The 16,805-nt window shown below is 56.2% G+C and carries 17 protein-coding genes and 1 tRNA gene; 11 read left to right on the top strand and 7 right to left on the bottom strand.

Annotated features, from left to right (window positions below; genetic code table 11):
* Window positions 1-89: 89 nt before the first annotated feature.
* From ACQE3E_RS16630 to ACQE3E_RS16605, 6 genes are all read right to left on the bottom strand, one after another.
* Window positions 90-602, bottom strand: a complete 513-nt coding sequence (locus ACQE3E_RS16630; protein ID WP_064025797.1) for a hypothetical protein — start codon at window positions 600-602, stop codon at window positions 90-92.
* 202 nt (window positions 603-804) lie between these two features.
* Window positions 805-2,433, bottom strand: coding sequence for a diguanylate cyclase domain-containing protein (locus ACQE3E_RS16625; RefSeq protein ID WP_313729684.1), 1,629 nt, complete (start codon window positions 2,431-2,433; stop codon window positions 805-807).
* Between the two features lie 38 nt (window positions 2,434-2,471).
* Complete coding sequence (locus ACQE3E_RS16620) at window positions 2,472-3,728, bottom strand: hypothetical protein (protein ID WP_313729685.1); 1,257 nt, start codon at window positions 3,726-3,728, stop codon at window positions 2,472-2,474.
* Between the two features lie 14 nt (window positions 3,729-3,742).
* Entirely contained in the window at window positions 3,743-4,183 is a 441-nt protein-coding gene (locus ACQE3E_RS16615; protein ID WP_231883571.1) for a hypothetical protein, read from the bottom strand.
* A 597-nt stretch (window positions 4,184-4,780) separates the two neighbouring features.
* Window positions 4,781-4,855, bottom strand: a tRNA-Gly gene (locus tag ACQE3E_RS16610).
* A 75-nt stretch (window positions 4,856-4,930) separates the two neighbouring features.
* A complete protein-coding gene (locus ACQE3E_RS16605; protein WP_157197760.1) occupies window positions 4,931-5,071 on the bottom strand; it encodes a hypothetical protein in 141 nt (46 codons plus the stop codon).
* A 598-nt stretch (window positions 5,072-5,669) separates the two neighbouring features.
* Between ACQE3E_RS16605 and ACQE3E_RS16600 the strand changes: the two genes are divergently transcribed.
* The 11 genes from ACQE3E_RS16600 (at window position 5,670) to ACQE3E_RS16550 (ending at window position 16,546) form a co-directional block, all read left to right on the top strand.
* Window positions 5,670-6,032 carry a response regulator gene (locus ACQE3E_RS16600; protein WP_064025843.1) on the top strand — a complete coding sequence of 121 codons (363 nt, stop codon included), beginning with the start codon at window positions 5,670-5,672 and terminating at the stop codon, window positions 6,030-6,032.
* A gap of 33 nt (window positions 6,033-6,065) precedes the next feature.
* A complete protein-coding gene (locus ACQE3E_RS16595; protein WP_427500860.1) occupies window positions 6,066-8,102 on the top strand; it encodes a chemotaxis protein CheA in 2,037 nt (678 codons plus the stop codon).
* A gap of 30 nt (window positions 8,103-8,132) precedes the next feature.
* Entirely contained in the window at window positions 8,133-8,639 is a 507-nt protein-coding gene (locus ACQE3E_RS16590; RefSeq protein ID WP_313729687.1) for a chemotaxis protein CheW, read from the top strand.
* Window positions 8,640-8,672: 33 nt separating this feature from the next.
* Window positions 8,673-11,012: a methyl-accepting chemotaxis protein gene (locus tag ACQE3E_RS16585; RefSeq protein ID WP_313729688.1), complete on the top strand. Its 2,340-nt coding sequence runs from the start codon at window positions 8,673-8,675 to the stop codon at window positions 11,010-11,012.
* A gap of 39 nt (window positions 11,013-11,051) precedes the next feature.
* Window positions 11,052-11,543, top strand: coding sequence for a chemotaxis protein CheW (locus ACQE3E_RS16580; RefSeq protein ID WP_064025845.1), 492 nt, complete (start codon window positions 11,052-11,054; stop codon window positions 11,541-11,543).
* Complete coding sequence (locus ACQE3E_RS16575; RefSeq protein WP_313729689.1) at window positions 11,540-12,301, top strand: ParA family protein; 762 nt, start codon at window positions 11,540-11,542, stop codon at window positions 12,299-12,301. Before ACQE3E_RS16580 ends, ACQE3E_RS16575 begins: the two co-directional genes overlap by 4 nt.
* A complete protein-coding gene (locus ACQE3E_RS16570; RefSeq protein ID WP_313729690.1) occupies window positions 12,301-12,774 on the top strand; it encodes an STAS domain-containing protein in 474 nt (157 codons plus the stop codon). The genes ACQE3E_RS16575 and ACQE3E_RS16570 overlap by 1 nt, the downstream gene beginning before the upstream one ends.
* 18 nt (window positions 12,775-12,792) lie before the next feature.
* Window positions 12,793-13,650, top strand: a complete 858-nt coding sequence (locus ACQE3E_RS16565; protein ID WP_313729691.1) for a CheR family methyltransferase — start codon at window positions 12,793-12,795, stop codon at window positions 13,648-13,650.
* A complete protein-coding gene (locus ACQE3E_RS16560; protein ID WP_313729692.1) occupies window positions 13,647-14,288 on the top strand; it encodes a chemoreceptor glutamine deamidase CheD in 642 nt (213 codons plus the stop codon). The genes ACQE3E_RS16565 and ACQE3E_RS16560 overlap by 4 nt, the downstream gene beginning before the upstream one ends.
* Before the next feature lie 4 nt (window positions 14,289-14,292).
* Window positions 14,293-15,348, top strand: coding sequence for a protein-glutamate methylesterase/protein-glutamine glutaminase (locus ACQE3E_RS16555; RefSeq protein ID WP_071160925.1), 1,056 nt, complete (start codon window positions 14,293-14,295; stop codon window positions 15,346-15,348).
* Between the two features lie 103 nt (window positions 15,349-15,451).
* Window positions 15,452-16,546, top strand: a complete 1,095-nt coding sequence (locus ACQE3E_RS16550; protein ID WP_064025821.1) for an AI-2E family transporter — start codon at window positions 15,452-15,454, stop codon at window positions 16,544-16,546.
* Window positions 16,547-16,627: 81 nt separating this feature from the next.
* On the opposite strand, the gene ACQE3E_RS16545 is transcribed toward ACQE3E_RS16550, so the two are convergent.
* On the bottom strand, window positions 16,628-16,795 hold the full coding sequence (locus tag ACQE3E_RS16545; protein ID WP_313729693.1) for a hypothetical protein: 168 nt from the start codon (window positions 16,793-16,795) through the stop codon (window positions 16,628-16,630).
* Window positions 16,796-16,805: the final 10 nt, after the last annotated feature.

Genomic DNA, 16,805 nt, shown 5'->3' with positions numbered 1-16,805 from the left:
CGGCATTATCCTGTCTTTGCCAGGCTAACGCCAAGCGAATAAATGACGGCGTTTGTGTAACGCCAAACCGAGGTTTAGCACTCGGAATCCTAGATGTCCATCAGCAACATCGGGATGCCGTACGTCATCACGAAATAGCTGAACGCGAAGGCCACACTGGTGCCGGTGGGGTAGGTAAAAAAGCGCCGGAAGATGTAGCTGACGATGGCGATATACCAAATGACCAAAAATACCGCGAGGCCGATGCCGACTTCCTCGCGGTAGGGGTAATGTTTCATCACCAACCAAAAGTCCAGGCCTTCGGCGGCCACCGCTAGAGTCATGATGAAGTTTTCGCAGACGAAAATCGACGTGTACAACTGGCTGAAGCGCGGCCATTGCTTTTCCTTCAGTAGCAGCAAGGCCACGCTGCTAAACGCCATGATGGTGCGGCCGGTCACTTCCAGGGTGCCGTCGGCCGGATCGGCGATCAAGCCTTCGACGATGCAGCCGGAGATAAAGTAAAAGGTCACGTTCTTCCACATGAACGACTTAGGCGGCGTCAGTTCGGTCGGGTCGTTCAGAAACCAGCAGGATGAGAGGTATTTTAGTAATAAATTCATGGGCGTCAGTCGCGTAGCGAATTTCGGCTGGGACAAGTCGAAAAAGCCCGACATTATAGCGGCTACCGTCGGTAAACACGAAAACCGCTCGCCGATTCGGTTGGCGGTGATTTCGGGTACATCCGCCGACCCGTCAAAGGCTATGGCGGGTTTTGGTCCAAAGACGGCCAACCCACGACCCCTTTTAACCGCTCTCGGGCGCTTATTCGGCAGTGTCTTCTCGAGCGATGATTACCGGCGACAAGCCGCAGTCGCCGTACAGGCAGTAGCCGTTACGGCCCAGGCGTTTGACTTCGTACAGCGCGATATCGGCTTTGTGCAACAGGCTGACCAAATCGGTGCCGTCCCTGGGGTATTCGACGACGCCGATACTGGCACCCACGTAATCTCGAGCGGTCGCTTCGATTTCGATGTCGGCGCTGATGCTTTCGATCAAGCGCAACAGAAACTGGTGCAAGGCGGGTTCGCTGCGCGACCGGCGCAAGCAAATCAAAAATTCGTCGCCGCCCAAACGGGTCAGTAGGTCCGCGCCGCGCACCAAATTCTTCATGCGCTTGGCGACTTCGATCAACACCCGGTCGCCGGCCATATGTCCCCAGCGGTCGTTGATTTGCTTGAAGCGGTCCAGGTCCAGCAACAGCAAGGACAGCGTGTCGTTTTCCCTGGCCGCGTAATTCAGGTTTAGGCGGGCTTCCAGGCCGCGCCGATTCAACAGTTGCGTCAAGATGTCGTGATGCGATTGAAATACCGCTTCGTCTTCCTGCTGTTTGCGTTGGCTGATGTCGATAAACAGGCATTCGGCGACCAGTTTGTGTTCCGGATGCGGATAGCAAGACACCAGCAAATGCATCCACTCTCGGACTTCGTCGTTCTGGCGTTGCAAGCGTAAATCCATGGCCTGCGGAATTTGGGTCAATGCGGCTTGCACCAGCAAGGCTCGAAATTCGTCGGGTTCCGAAAACAATTGAACTTCCCAGTTGGGTAACAGCGAGAACACGCTGTCCACCGCATGCCGCCAATCTTCGAATAGAAGACTGACCGCCGGATTGGCGATCAGACATTGGCCGTCCGGGTTCAGCAGCAGGATGCCGGTGGAGGCTTGGGTAAAAATCGCTTCGTACTGCTTTTCCAGGGCTTCGACGTGTTGCCGGAGCCGGCGTTCTTTCCGCATCGAAACCGATACGGCGCTTAACAAGGCGTTGATGTCTTGGGTTAGCCCGGCGAGCTCGTCCTGGCGGTCGCCGCTCAGGCTCAAGCATTGTTGGTCGCCGGGCTTGATGGCGGCCAGTTGCGCCGACAATTTCAGTAAAGGCGTGGTGACCAGCCGGCTAATTGCCACCCAAAACAGCAGCGTGGGGAAAAAGACGATTCCGCCCAGCGCCAGTGCCATGTTTCTGGCGGTGGCGGCGGCACGCTGATGAATCGCCGGCGGATGCAGGGCGACTTGCAACTGACCTAGCGTTTCGTTGTTATCGAACGGCGATTTTAATGCCCGTGCGATTATCGGTTGGTTTGGGGCGTCCGGGGCCTTGGCCAGCTTGACATCCAGACCAGTGTCGTTGGCTAAGCGCACCGAGGCCACGAAGCTGCCGCGCAGAACGCCGCGCACCACGTCGTCGGCGATGCGCGCATCGCTGGCATACAACGCGATCGCGGCCGAATATTCCATGGCGTCCAGCAATTCGCCGGTTTGTTGTCTGGCGTCCTGTTCGGCGCCTTCAAAAGTCAGGATATAAGCCCCCAACACAATCGCGGCGCTGAGAACCAACATGCCAAGGAATACACGAATCGACAGACGGGTTTTCAGGCTGTGGACGACGTGACCTTTCATGGCGAAGGCTTGAAAAGTGGGGCGAAGGCGCTTCGCCGTTAAAACACGAAGTCCAGTGTCGCCGAAAACAGATTGGAAAATTCGGCGGGGGCCGGCAGTCCGGCCGCCTGAGTATGCCATAGGCCAATGCCGTTATGATTGCGGACGTGAACCAGATCGTACTGTAATTTCAAAGCCAGATTGTTGTAAAAGTCCCAACGTCCGCCTAGCGATAAGGTTTCCTGGTTGGAATAGGCTTCTAAGAACGGGGTTTCGGCAGCGGCTTGCAGACGGGGATCGGGCAGAGGACTGGGCACTTGCGGTCGTTTCTCGGACGGCCACAGACTGCTGTAGCCGATGAACGGCGTGACCGAACCCAGCCGATAACCGACGGTGGCGTAAATCATGTAAAGGTCGGTAACAAAGCCGTTGCCGTGAAACAGATGACCAAATTCCAGTTGGGCCCGCCACGGATCGCCTTCGTAACCCAAGCCGGCGGACAGAAAGTGATTCTGGGTGCCGCGCAGGATATAGCGGCTGCTTAAATTGTTGGCGTCCGGATAAAAACCGGCCGCGCCCAGTTGATCGATCGCATGCCGCAATTCGGTTAGTCCGGGATGGTCGCTATGCAATTCGGTACCCACGTAGGACATTTGAGCGTGCCAGTCCTGCCAGCGCAAATTCACGTTGCCGCCCCACAGCGGAGCGATATTGATGTTGTAATCCGGCCGGGCGGGGTAATACGGCGAGGCTTCGCCGGCAAAGGCCTTGATGCTGATATTCAGATTTTCGACGTCGAAGCTGTAGCTGGCATCGCCGCCGTTGAAATGAAACAAGGGCAAACGACCGTAAAATTCGATCGGCGGCCTTACCCATAGGTAGCTGTAGCCGATGTTGCGTTGGTCGGATACCAATCCCATATCCAGGCCGACCCGGCCGACCCGCAACTGCCAATGGCTGTCCGGGCGGTAACTGATGAAGGCCCACTGCAGGCTTTCCTCGATACTTTGCGAGGGTCTGTCCTTCAACACCGCCTGCACGGTAGCCGACCAGCGCGGGTTGATAATGGCGTCGATCTGCAGACCCAGACGGCTATCGGCCGATAGCGGCGAACTGTTGCTGCTGATGCCTTCGCGATCGGCGATGTCGCGCGTCAATTCGGCTTGGGATTGATCGCTGGTCGCCAGACCCAATGTGCCGAAGCCGCTGATGCGCAGTCGGGATTCGTCGCTAAGGTCGATATTCCATTCCGCTCGAATACCCGCCGCGAACAGTAGTCCGACCGCCGCGACTCGGGGTAGCGTGTTGGTTTTCATCTCTGGGCTCCCGATCATTCAAGATAAAACAGAACCCGTACCGACGGGCTGACTTTGTCGTCTTCCACATAGCCGATGGCGTCGCGGTTTTGGGATACCGTTTCCAACACGCTGGCGCTGTCCGGCAACATGCGCGGCGGCGTGGCGCGGCCGCTGAACATCAGTCGGGCCCAGTAGGCGTTGATTTGCGCCAACGGCTTTTCGGTTAGCGTTTCGTAAAAACGCTCGCGTAACGGCGAGCCGCCTTGCTGGTCCAACGGCAGAGGGATGCGGTTGTTGGGAAGGCTCACCAACCGGCCTAAATAGATGTCGACGATTTGCTTGCGCGACATGTCGGCGAAACCGTTGTCCGGGTGAACGATGACCGCAATGCGCGGCTGTCCGGCGGCCATCTGCCACCAGAGCACAAACAACAGCGACAGGCATTTCGCATTGGAGCGCAGTGTCGATAACAATCCCGAAGTCTCCCGGTGTGGCGATGGCTGGAGCGATTCTAACAAGAATAATAGCTCAGTAGACCGTAGAGATTTTGGGGCACTCAAGGACGTTTCGCTACGAGTCTGCCAGCGAGCCGCCAGCGATTTTCCAGGCAAGACTTTCGTTACGCGTTACCACTCCGAGCAAGGGGATTGTCGGCAAGCCGAGGTTTTTGGAGGAAATTACTGGGGCAAAGGGCTGGAACATCCGTCACGCCCCGACGCTGTTGAGAGCTAGGGAACGCGGGGAGCAGATTTAGGCCCCCGAAAAATGGGGCGTTGATATCAAGTCCGACGGCGGTAAGGCGCCGGTTTATTTCGAACGCATCAGAATGTGTAAGCTTGTCGGCAATTCCGAGCAAACCGAGAATAGTTGCCACGACTCGCTAGCGTCTAGTGTCGTGGGCGAATCCGTGGTTGCCAAGCTACGCGTAGATGAAGCGGAGAATGATTTGAGGAGTTCGGTACGCGACCCGCACCGGTCCAACGAAAGCGACATTTCCGCGTAAAAAATGCCGAACCTCGAACGCTAGCGTTTCAAAAGTCAACGCGCTCGATCTATTGAGCTAGGCGGCTTGGAGCGGGCGATGGGAGTCGAACCCACGTCTTTGGCTTGGGAAGCCAAGGTAATGGCCGTTATACGACGCCCGCTAGGGGGTGAGGGCGGCCGGCATATCGGTGAGCAGGCCTGCCGAATCGAATTCTATCTCAAGTCAGTGCGGGTGGCTAACGCGTATCTGCGCTGTGCCAAGCTTCAGAGAAAAAGGCCGAGAGTTCCAGATAGAGTGCGCGCACCAATTGAATCGCGGCGACCGCTAATATGGCGCCAATCGAGAATCCGGCAAACAGCATCAACACGACTTTCATATTGTCCTCCACTTACTTAGGGTTATGACTCGAAATCACCGCCAATCAGGTCGGCGGGCGCTAAGTGTCAAGACTTTCGATAAGATTTTCAATATGTTTATTCGCAACAAAAGTGGTGAATTTGTAACGTTAATTCAATCAGTTAGTTAATGCTTGATCTTGATGCAGAGTAGTAGGTTGGGTGGCGTGATTGATACGGCTAAATGCGGTGTCGATCACAGAAATATACAGGCTTGGCTGGCCCTAAGGTCCGTTCGCAAGCGGAACTGTCCTCAAGCTTGAGGCAAAACGGTAAGACCTTAGCGACTGCGAGCGTCAACGCCTACGGTCGATCAGGTACTTACTTCGATGGCGAATGGGCTTTTTCCCAATTCGAGTAATCAGGCCGATAGCCGGTTTTGTTTGTTTATCTGGCGACATCTTCGCAAAATTTAGCTAATGATCAGGAGCGCCCATGAGTTTCGCCGGAAACTTTGTTTCGGTTAACTATACTGTCAACCGACTTCTAAGATCGCCGGCTCGCCTATTCCAGGCGATAAAACGTTTCGCCGGGTTGCGAACGGCGGATGACAAAATCTTTAATTTGGAGGAAATCTCAGTGACCTCGATACTTGCTGTGGACGATTCCGCATCCATGCGCCAAATGGTGTGTTTTACCTTGAAAGGGGCGGGTTACGACGTCGTGGAAGCGGTTGATGGCGTCGACGGACTCAATAAAGCCAAGAGCCAAGCCTTCGATTGTGTTGTCACCGATGTCAACATGCCGAACAAGGACGGTATCCAGCTGATCAGGGATTTGCGCGCCCTGCCGAACTACAAATATACGCCGTTGCTGATGCTGACCACCGAGGCCGGTATGGATAAGAAGCAACTGGGTAAGGAGGCAGGGGCGACGGGCTGGATCGTCAAGCCGTTCAATCCGGAGCAGTTGTTGAAAACGATCCAAAAGGTTTTGGGTTAAGCCGCTGTCTGCGAGGCGCCGTTGACTATTGACATGTCCCAGTTTCATCAAGTCTTCTTCGAAGAAAGCTTCGAAGGGCTTGATGTCATGGAATCCGGGTTGTTAAGCCTTGATGTTGGTTCGGCGGACGCCGAATCGATCAATACTCTATTCCGGGCGGCACACTCGATCAAGGGCGGTAGCGGCACATTCGGCTTCACCGAAGTCTCCGACTTTACTCACGTCATGGAAACCTTGCTGGACGAAATACGCGACGGTCGTCGGCAAGTCGCCGATGGGACGGTGAGGGCATTGTTGGAATCGGTCGATTGCCTAAGAGACATGCTGGGCCGCTTGAAAGGCGCCGAGCCGTTGGATCACGCGCGCATCGCTCAAACCAAAGCCGTGTTGGAAGCCGAATTGGCCGGTGCGTATTCCGATGATCCAAACGCTGGCAGTGGCTTACCGGCCTTGTCTCTACCCAATGATGCCGACGCGACCGATTTACCGGGGAGCGCTTGGGCGATCGCGTTCAGCCCGCATCGGCATTTATTGAAAACCGGCAACGAACCGGTACGGATGTTCCGCGAATTGGCCGGTTTGGGCGATTTGAAGGTTGCCGTCGATTTGCGGGGCGTGCCAAATTTTTTCGATTTGGACCCCGAGGAATGCTACCTGTCCTGGAAGTTGACGTTAACCGGCGATGTCGGGCGGGATGATGTCGCCGAGGTTTTCGATTGGGTGGAAAATGATTGCGATCTGGCCATCTACCCGTTACTAAAACACGATTCGGCTGCTGTCGTGGCCGAGCAGCGGCAGGGTGAAGCGGAGGCGGTCAAGACGATCCAAGCGGCGCCTTTCCAAATCATCCCTAACAGCGCCGAGCCGACCGCTCACGAAGACGCTAAGCCCGCCGCGAAGAGCGCGGGTTCGATTCGGGTGGATATCGCGAAAATCGATCATTTGATCAACATGGTTGGCGAATTGGTCATCACCCAATCGATGCTCAGTTTGGTCGGCGAGCGCTTCGAGGCCGGCAAACTGGACCAATTGCGCAACGGATTGACTCAACTCGAACGCCATACCCGCGAGTTGCAGGAAAGCGTCATGAACATTCGGATGTTGCCGGTCAGTTTTGTGTTCAGCCGTTTTCCGCGCCTGGTACACGATTTAAGCACTAAACTCGGCAAGAAAATCGAATTGAAGCTGATCGGCGAAAACACCGAGGTCGACAAGACCGTGGTCGAGTTATTGGCCGATCCTTTGGTCCATTTGGTTCGCAACAGCTTGGACCATGGCATCGAAATGCCCCAGGTTCGTCTGGCGGCCGGCAAACCGGAGACAGGCACCGTTACGCTACAGGCTTATCATCGCGGCGGCAATATTGTCATCGAAGTCAAAGACGACGGCCAAGGTTTGGACGGCGCCAAACTACGCGCCAAAGCGGTGGAGAAAGGATTGATTGGCGCGGACGCCGCGCTATCCGAACGGCAGTTGTACGACCTGATCTTCCTGCCCGGCTTTTCGACAGCGGACAAGTTGACCGATATTTCCGGGCGGGGCGTCGGCATGGACGTGGTGCGGCGTAATATTCAAGCCTTGGGCGGCAATATAGTAATCGCTTCGGAATTGGGCAAGGGTTCCACCTTCGCAATCTATTTGCCGCTGACCTTGGCGATACTGGACGGTCAATCGGTAGCGGTCGGCGACGAGATCTACATCCTGCCGCTGGGTGCGATCGTCGAATCGTTGAATATCAGCGAAGACAGAGTCAATCGGGTAGCCGGCAAAGGCGAGACCTTCCACCTGCGCAGCCAATATCTGCCGATCATTCGCCTACATCGAATTTTTCAGGTGCCGGGCGCCAAAGCGACCAAATTGACCGACGGGTTGTTGGTGGTCGTGGAAAGTCATGGCGTGCGCTGCGGTCTGTTTGTCGACGATCTGCTCGGCCAGCAACAAGTGGTGATTAAGTCCCTGGAAGCCAATTATCGGCGGATCGACGGCGTATCCGGCGCGACGATTCTGGGTGACGGGTCCGTGGCGCTCATTCTGGATATTCCGGGGTTGGTCGCCTTGGCCAATCAATGAGCGAAACTTACGCATGCTAATGGAGGCAATATGAGCGATGCAGCGCTAGCGGTCGCCAATAAGGCCGGCGATATTCGGCAATTTCTGACTTTCGTTTTGGGCGACGAGCGTTACGGCGTCGATATTTTGCGGGTTCAGGAACTGCGCTGCTGGGAGCCGGTGTCGCGGATACCCAACGTCCCGTCTTACGAAAAAGGCGTCGTCAATTTGCGTGGCGCCATCGTACCCATTATCGATTTACGCGAGCGCTTTCAGCTGGGTACCGGCCAAGTCGGCCCGATGACCGTCGTGGTCGTGTTGCAGGTCAATGTAGGGGCCGCGATAAAAATCATGGGCGTGGTCGTCGACGCGGTATCCGATGTCGTTGACGTTGAAAAAAATGCAATCCAAAGCGCGCCGCATTTTGGCACCAAGGTCAGTACCGAATTTATCGCAGGACTCGCGTCGGTGCGTAACGAGATGGTGATGTTGCTCGATGTCGATCGATTGTTAAAGCTTGAAGGTTTGGAAGACGCCGACGATGGTCGGACCCCGTGACGCGCAAGGCCGAATTTCAACGGAGAAATTGCAATGAGAGTGAACCAACCTGTGACCGACCGCGAAGTCACGATGACACCGGGTACGGTGCTGGTGACGCGGACCAACCTGAAAGGCATCATCACTTACGCCAATGAAGCGTTCATTGAAATTAGCGGTTTCAGTCGGGATGAATTAATCGGTGCCAACCACAATCTGGTTCGCCATCCCGACATGCCGGAGGCGGCATTCGCCGATCTTTGGCAATGCCTGAAAGCGGGCCTCCCCTGGACCGCGCCGGTCAAGAACCGCACCAAGTCCGGCGATTTTTATTGGGTCGAAGCCAATGTCACGCCGGTCCGGAAGAACGGTAAAGTCCACGAGTATTTGTCGGTTCGCTATGCGCCCAGTCGCGAGCAAATCAATCAGGCCGAAGCGTTCTATGAAAAATTGGCGAACAAGCAGGCCACGATCCGGCCGGTTGGCTTGCGGGCGGCGCGGGCGAAATTGGCCGACATCGGTATCGGTACTAAATTGGCGATCGCCGGGCTGCTATTGGCCTTGCCCACGCTGATTTGGCTTGCGCAAGCGATTGCCGAGCAAAAATATCCGATGGCGGCCGCGGCAGGCGCGATGATCACGGTTGGCGGCTGGATAGGTGTATCGGCGGTGCGCCGCATTCTCGAACATTTACGCGAGTCGACGCGGATTTGTTACCGCCTAGCCGACGACCAATTCCGGAACGAGATCGAGTTGAACCGCAACGATCAGATCGGCGCGTTCAACCGGGCTTTGTATACCACCCAAGTCAAACTGATCGCCGATTTGGCTTACTCGAAGCAGGTCGCCTACGAAGCCACCCGCATCAAACAGGCTTTGGACAATGTCGAGTCTTGCGTGATGGTGGCCAATAACGATTTGGACATCATCTATATGAATAACACCGTCAAGGCGATGTTCAAAAACGCGGAGGCCGATATTCGTCGGCAATTGCCGAATTTCGACGCGGACGCCTTGCTGGGCGCCAATATCGATCAGTTCCACCAACACCCGGCGCACCAGCGCGGATTAATGGCCGGCTTGGTGCAAACCTTTAGCTCGCAATTGGTCATCGGTGGCCGACATATGAATATCGTCGCGAATCCGGTGGTTAACGACGAAGGCGCCCGTATCGGTGTCGTGGTCGAATGGCTAGATCGCACGCGCGAGGTCAAGGTCGAACGAGAGATCGAGGCCATCGTTCAAAGTGTCAAGACCGGACAACTGGATAAGCGCTTGGCCCTCGACGACAAACAAGGTTTTTTCGCCAAGTTAAGCCAAGAAATCAACGACCTGACCGATGTGATCGAACGGGTATTCGAAGAAGTCGGCAGCACGATGAAAAGCATGGCCGAAGGCGATCTGAGTAACCGGATTACCAGCGATTATCAGGGGGTCTACCTGACCTGTAAGAACGACATCAACAGCACGATCGATAAGTTGGGCGACATCTTCGGCGAAGTTACCGAGTCGGCGAACTTCATCAACAATTCGTCGCGGGAAATCGCCAGCGGCAACAATAATCTGTCGCAACGCGCCGAACAACAGGCCGCAAACCTGGAGGAAACCGCGGCCAGCATGGAAGAATTGACCAGTACCGTCAAAAACAACGCGGAGAACGCCCAGCAGGCGAATTTGGTGGCGGACAACGCCAGAGAACTCGCCGAGAAGGGCGGAAACGTGGTGACCGCGGCCGTCAAGGCCATGCAGGATATCAACGAAAGCAGCAATAAAATCGCCGACATTATTGGCGTTATCGACGAAATTGCGTTCCAGACCAACCTACTGGCGTTGAACGCGTCGGTGGAAGCGGCCCGAGCCGGCGAACAAGGCCGTGGCTTCTCGGTGGTCGCGACTGAAGTTAGAAATCTGGCGCAACGTAGCGCTACCGCCGCGCGGGAAAGCAAGGAACTGATTCAGTCCAGCGTGCAAAAAGTTCGGGTCGGGACCGATTTTGTCAATCAAACCGGTAAGGCTCTGGTCGAAATTGTCGCCAGCGTCAAAAAGGTTGGCGATATCGTCGCCGAAATAGCGAATGCCAGTGCCGAACAATCGGCCGGCATTGCTCAAGTGAACCAAGCCGTGGCGCAAATGGACGAGATCACTCAACAAAACGCCGCGTTGGCCGAGCAAGCTTCGGCGGCCAGCGTATCGATGAGCGATTTGTCGATGAACATGGTAGAACTGCTGTCGTTTTTTAAGCTGGACGAGCGCCAGCAGCGGCAGGCGAACACGCCGCAAAAGTCCGCGGTAACGCCCGACATTGCGAATAACGCCGCGCCGGCTTTCAGCAAGCGTCCGATTTCTCCGGCGTTTAAACCGGCGAGCGACGACGACGAATGGCAAGACTTCTAATTGCAGCCTGTCATCGCGGCCTTAACCTTCCAATTCAATATGAACGACAGTAACGCGACCGACCGCAATATCGAACAATTTTTGACATTCGAGTTGGCCGGCGATGCCTATGCGCTGAGCATTTTGAAGGTCCAGGAAATTCGCGGTTGGGAACCTGTGCGCAAACTGCCGGATACGCCGGCTTTCGTCGTCGGGGCGCTCAACTTGCGCGGCATGATCGTGCCGGTCGTCGATTTACGGATTCGCTTCGGAATCGAGCGAGCGGAGTACACGCCGACCACGGTGGTGATTGTGGCATGCGTGGAGACCGCCGCGCACGACCAAGTGGTGATGGGCGTCATTGCCGATGCGGTTTCCGATGTGCTGGATGTCGATCCCGCCGAGATCAAACCAGCGCCGAATCTGGGCGCGAGGATCGATACCCGCTACATGCGCGGAATCTACGTGGCCAAGCAGCACATGGTGATGGTCCTGAATGTCGATAAATTACTGGACCCGGAAGAATTCGTCGGTCTCGGCGCCGCGTCATGAGTCGGCGCATCGTCGCGATCCTGAATCAAAAAGGTGGCGTCGGCAAAACCACGACCGCGGTTAATCTTTGCCACGCCTTGGCTCGGATGGGTCAACGGATAGCCGTGATCGATTTGGACCCGCAATGCCATCTCTCGGTATCGTTGGGCGTCAGGTCCAACACTCGGTCAGGCGTCGATGAAGCGATGTTGGGCGGCGCTAATCTGGAGGGTTGCGCGGTCCAGGCGCGGGAAAATTTGTGGTTGATACCGCCAGGGCCGCGCTTGCAAGAAATCGAACAGCTCAGCCAGGGTGAAACTCACCGTGGCGATTTGCTGGCGATCGCGCTGGCGAATAGCCTGACGGAGATCGACTCGGTGTTCATCGATTGCCCGCCGTCGTCCGGCATTCTGGTGGCGAATGCGTTAATGGCCGCCGACGAGATTTTGATACCGATGACCAGCGATTATCTGGCCTTGCAGGGTTTGTCGCACTTGATGGGGACTTTGCTGAAATTCGAGGCGGCGTTAAATAAACATTACTTGCTGCGCTTGGTGATGTCCCGCTACGTGCCGACGCGGCGTTTGTCGCAAGATGTGTTGCGGACCTTGGGCGAGTATTTCAGCGGCAAGATTCTGGCGACGCCGATACGCGAGACCGCATTCTTGGCGGAATGCCCAAGTTTTGGCAAAACGATCTTCGAGTACCGGCCGGGTTGTCGCTCGGCGCGGGATTTTAACGCGTTGGCGCGTGACTTTTTGAGCGGAACGGTGATCTGATGGCGGATAAACACGAACCCAGTTTGATCGGTTACGACCCTCTGGCTTGGTTGCGCGAGCCCGGCGTGGCCAAATCGTCCGAACCGAGCGAGGTATTGGCTATCCCGGAACCCAAGCAGCCGGTTTTGGCGGAAGCCGACGCCGACGGCGTTGCCGATAGCGCGACAATGTCGATGGCCCATGCCACGCGTATTGCATTGGAGGCGGTGCAAAGCATCCAGAACGTTTGCAATTTGTATGAGCGGCTTTTGACGGCGCTGGCGGACGCCGAGGCCATTGAAATCGACGCGTCGGCGGTGAGTATGGTCGATACCGCGACCTTGCAACTACTGTTGGTGTTGAAGCGGACCGCACTGGATGCCGGCAAGCAAGTCAGTTTCGATTTTCCGTCGGACCGTTTTGTCGAGGCGGCTCGATTGCTCGGCGTTGCCGAGTTGTTGGAGGTCGACCAGGCTTACGCCGGTTTTTTCTAAACCGGTCGGGAGCTGGATTTGACCGATAATCCATGGCCAGTGCGCGATAGCCAGCGCGAATTTGCCTACACGCGCGCCGATTTCGACCGACTCCGGCAGTTGTCTCGAGATCATTCCGGCATCCAGGTTCCCGACGACAAGTTCGATATGTTCTATTCGCGCTTGGCCAAACGCTTGAGGGCCTTGGGCTTGTCGACGTTTCGGTCTTACGTGGATTATTTGAGCGCCCATCCCGACCTCGAATTTACCGAATTCATAAATTCGGTGACGACCAATCTCACGGCGTTTTTTCGCGAGAACCATCATTTCGAATTTCTGGCTAAACAAGCCCTACCGCAAATCTGTAAGCAGTCCGTGGGGCGTAAAACGTTGAGTGCCTGGTCGGCCGGCTGTTCGACCGGCGAGGAAGCGTATTCGTTGGCAATGACGCTGCACGAACATTTACCGGGCAATTGGCGGTTTCAAGTGCTGGCGACCGATTTGGATACCCAGGTTTTACGGACGGCCGCCGCCGGAGTTTATCCGCTCGAAGCGGTCGCGCGCTTGGGCGAGCGACGATTGAAGCAGTGGTTTCAAAAAGGGGTCGGTCGGCAAGATCGTAGAGTGCGGGTCAAGGCCGAGTTGCGCGAGGCCATTGAGTTTCGCCAGCTCAACTTGATGCGGGATTGGCCGGAGCTGAGCGGCTTTGATCTGATTTTTTGCCGAAACGTGCTGATTTATTTCGACCGAAGCACCAAGGAAGCCTTGGCAAAACGCTATTGGCAAGCGCTACGCCCCGGTGGGTATTTGTTCATCGGTCATTCCGAGTCGTTACACCAGCTCGATACCGGGTTCGAAGCGTTGGGACAGACGGTTTACCGGAAGCCGGAACGATGACGGCGGACACCTTGGCGTTGGCGCCGATTCAAGGGTTCGAACACATCAATCGCTATTGGGACCGCCAGCGCGGGATACAAGCCGCCAAGTTGCTGCCCGGCGATTATTACGTTACCGACCGGGCCGAGCTGATCACGACGGTCTTGGGGTCGTGCGTCGCGGCTTGCGTTTACTGCCCTGGCACCGGCGCCGGCGGTATGAATCATTTCATGTTGCCGCACACCGACCATGCTCGCTTTGTCTCTCCCGAAGAACGTTGTCTCAGCCGCGCCTCGCGTTACGGCAATTTCGCGATGGAGTTTTTGATCAATGGGGTATTGCGCCATGGCGGATGTCGGCGGGACCTGCAAGTCAAACTGTTCGGCGGTGCCAGCGTCGTCGCCAATCTTGGCGGCGTTGGCGTTAGCAATGTCGAATTCGTGTTGGCCTATGTCGAGCGGGAAGGCATGGCATTGGTGTCCTACGATTTGGGCGGCGTGTTTCCGCGCAAGATTGTTTTCGATCCGCGTACCGGCTCGGTGAAGCTGAAAAATCTCGAGCAATTGACCAACGATACGATCGTGCGGCGCGAATCCAGTTACCAGCAAATTGTCAACGGCATGGCGCCGGAAGGTAGTGTCGAACTGTTCACAGGGTGATCGGATGAAGAAAATAAAATTATTGATCGTCGACGATTCGGCATTGATTCGGCAGCTATTGGCAAAAATCGTCGGAGAAGTCGACGATATCGAAGTGATCGGTACCGCCGGCGACCCCTACGAAGCCAGGGAAAAAATCAAGACGCTGAATCCGGATGTGTTAACGTTAGACATTGAAATGCCTAGGATGGATGGCTTGACCTTCCTGGGTAATTTGATGAGGCTCAGGCCGATGCCGGTAGTGATGATTTCGACCTTGACCGCGCAAGGCGCGGAGGCGACCATGGCGGCGCTGACGCTAGGAGCGGTGGATTTCGTTACCAAACCGCAATTGAACAGTGTCGAAAACCTGCGGCAATACGCCGATGAAATCGTTAACAAAATAAGAACAGCTGCAAAAGCGAACATGAAGGTGTGGGATGTCAATCGAGCGCGCGCGGCTGAGCCCGCGACGGCGCTATCCTCGGAGACCGGCCGGCGGTTTACGGCGTCGTCTCGCAAAATTGTCGCGTTGGGCTCGTCGACCGGCGGTACAGAAGCCTTGCGCTTGCTGGTCGGCGGTTTGCCCAGTACCGCGCCGGCGATTCTGGTCGTACAGCATTTACCGGTTGCCTTCAGCGCGTCGTTTGCGAAACACGTCAACGATGCGACCGAGATGCGGGCTGGTCTGGCCATTGACGGCGAACCAGTAATGGCGGGGCATATCTATATCGCTCCCGGTGATCGCCATCTGGCCGTGGCGCTGGAACGGCACGGCTGGGTTTGCCGCTTGTTGGACGGGCCGCCGGTCAATCGGCATAAGCCGTCGGTGGAAGTCTTGTTCAAGTCGGTGGCGGAGCAGGCCGGCTCGGCCGCGATCGGCGTGATGTTGACCGGCATGGGCGCGGACGGTGCCAAGGCCATGTTGGAAATGCGAGACGCCGGCGCCGTCAATATCGTACAGGATGAAGCGACTAGCGTGGTTTGGGGGATGCCCGGCGAAGCTTATCGGCTAGGAGCGGCTCATCACGTCGTGCCGCTGGAACGGATCGCCGCGCAAATCTTGGCCTTGACGCGTTGATCGAGTTTCGACCGGCGCCAAACAGGCCGTACTGTTTCTTTTCCGCATTACTAGGCGGTTTCCGATCGCGGTGGCGGTTGCGGCCGTCGTCTGGAGACTTTGAATGATGCTATACGGCGACCACGCCAATTCCCGATTGCTGACGCGGCTTATTAAGCGGATTTTGCCTAACTCGCAAGCCGTATCGTTGGCCATTATTTTATTGGTCGGCTCGGTCTTGATCTACAGTCTGTTGGGTTTGCTGATGCCGGTATTCGTTGCCATCGTGTTGGCCTATCTGCTCGAGGGCATGGTGGTCAAGGTCGAGCGGAACGTCAGTCGCATCGTGGCGGTACATCTCGTGTATTTCACGTTTCTGACCGTTTTCGGCTTCGTGTTGTTCGTGCTCGTTCCGGTTGTTTCGGAACAAACCGTGCAATTGGTCCAGCACATTCCCGACTTCATACATAGCGCGGAAGCCGAAATCATGCGGTTTCCGGAGCGCCATCCGGAGTTGATTACCGAGGCGCGGATTCGCCAATTGATGTTTTCGGTTCAGCAGGATTTACTCAAATACAGCCAGGATCTGATTTCCGGTTCGGCACAGTCCTTCGTCGGCTTGGTCGCGTTGGTGATCTATCTGTTTTTGGTACCGATGATGGTGTTTTTTCTGCTCAAGGATAAGGCCGTCCTATTGAGTTGGTTTCAACAGTTTTTGCCGAAAGACCGGCATTTGAGCCTGCGGGTGTGGCGGGAAGTCGATAGGCAGATTGCCAACTACGTGCGCGGTAAATTCGTTGAGGTCTTCATTTTGTGGGCCGTCAGTTTTCTGGTGTTTTGGTGGCTGGATCTGAATTACGCGATGCTGCTGGCGGTCTTGATGGGCCTGTCGGTGGTGATTCCCTATATCGGCGCCACGCTGGTAACGCTGCCGGTGCTGGCTGTGGCCTATTTGCAATGGGGTTTGGCGAACGGCGACCATTTTATGTACGTGTTCGTCGCTTATTCCGTGGTGCAGGCGATGGATGGCGTGATTCTGGTGCCCTTGCTGTTTTCCGAGGCGGTGAATTTGCATCCGATCGCCATCATTGTCGCGATCCTGTTTTTCGGCGGCTTGTGGGGATTTTGGGGCGTGTTCTTCGCAATCCCGTTGGCGACCGTGGTCAATGCGGTATTGACGGCCTGGCCCAATTCGGACGGCTTAAGCGTCGACGTTTAATGCCGGCTGTCGAGCCACGGTCGCGCAAACCTCGGTGTCGCCGATACGCGACCGGATGCCGGTCGTGATTCAGCCGGAAGCTTATGCCGATTGGTTTAAGCCATTGATAGACCCGGCGCGGGCGTGCGCCATGTTGCCGGTGCGGCCGACATGGCGATGGCGGTCACCCAGGTCGGGGCTTGGGTAAACAATCCGCGCCGCGACGATAAAAACCGCGTCTGCCTGGCTCCGCAGCAGGGTCAGGGTCAATCCTGGTCGT

Source organism: Methylomonas sp. MED-D, assembly GCF_050276835.1.
GTDB classification, from domain to species: domain Bacteria; phylum Pseudomonadota; class Gammaproteobacteria; order Methylococcales; family Methylomonadaceae; genus Methylomonas; species Methylomonas koyamae_A.
This window is presented reverse-complemented; position numbering and strand designations above follow the sequence as displayed.

Coding starts and splice junctions, on each gene's coding strand:
- ACQE3E_RS16630 (WP_064025797.1), bottom strand. CDS start 602: ATGAATTTATTACTAAAATACCTCTCATCCTGCTGGTTTCTGAACGAC.
- ACQE3E_RS16625 (WP_313729684.1), bottom strand. CDS start 2,433: ATGAAAGGTCACGTCGTCCACAGCCTGAAAACCCGTCTGTCGATTCGT.
- ACQE3E_RS16620 (WP_313729685.1), bottom strand. CDS start 3,728: ATGAAAACCAACACGCTACCCCGAGTCGCGGCGGTCGGACTACTGTTC.
- ACQE3E_RS16605 (WP_157197760.1), bottom strand. CDS start 5,071: ATGAAAGTCGTGTTGATGCTGTTTGCCGGATTCTCGATTGGCGCCATA.
- ACQE3E_RS16595 (WP_427500860.1), top strand. CDS start 6,066: ATGTCCCAGTTTCATCAAGTCTTCTTCGAAGAAAGCTTCGAAGGGCTT.
- ACQE3E_RS16590 (WP_313729687.1), top strand. CDS start 8,133: ATGAGCGATGCAGCGCTAGCGGTCGCCAATAAGGCCGGCGATATTCGG.
- ACQE3E_RS16585 (WP_313729688.1), top strand. CDS start 8,673: ATGAGAGTGAACCAACCTGTGACCGACCGCGAAGTCACGATGACACCG.
- ACQE3E_RS16580 (WP_064025845.1), top strand. CDS start 11,052: ATGAACGACAGTAACGCGACCGACCGCAATATCGAACAATTTTTGACA.
- ACQE3E_RS16575 (WP_313729689.1), top strand. CDS start 11,540: ATGAGTCGGCGCATCGTCGCGATCCTGAATCAAAAAGGTGGCGTCGGC.
- ACQE3E_RS16570 (WP_313729690.1), top strand. CDS start 12,301: ATGGCGGATAAACACGAACCCAGTTTGATCGGTTACGACCCTCTGGCT.
- ACQE3E_RS16560 (WP_313729692.1), top strand. CDS start 13,647: ATGACGGCGGACACCTTGGCGTTGGCGCCGATTCAAGGGTTCGAACAC.
- ACQE3E_RS16555 (WP_071160925.1), top strand. CDS start 14,293: ATGAAGAAAATAAAATTATTGATCGTCGACGATTCGGCATTGATTCGG.
- ACQE3E_RS16550 (WP_064025821.1), top strand. CDS start 15,452: ATGATGCTATACGGCGACCACGCCAATTCCCGATTGCTGACGCGGCTT.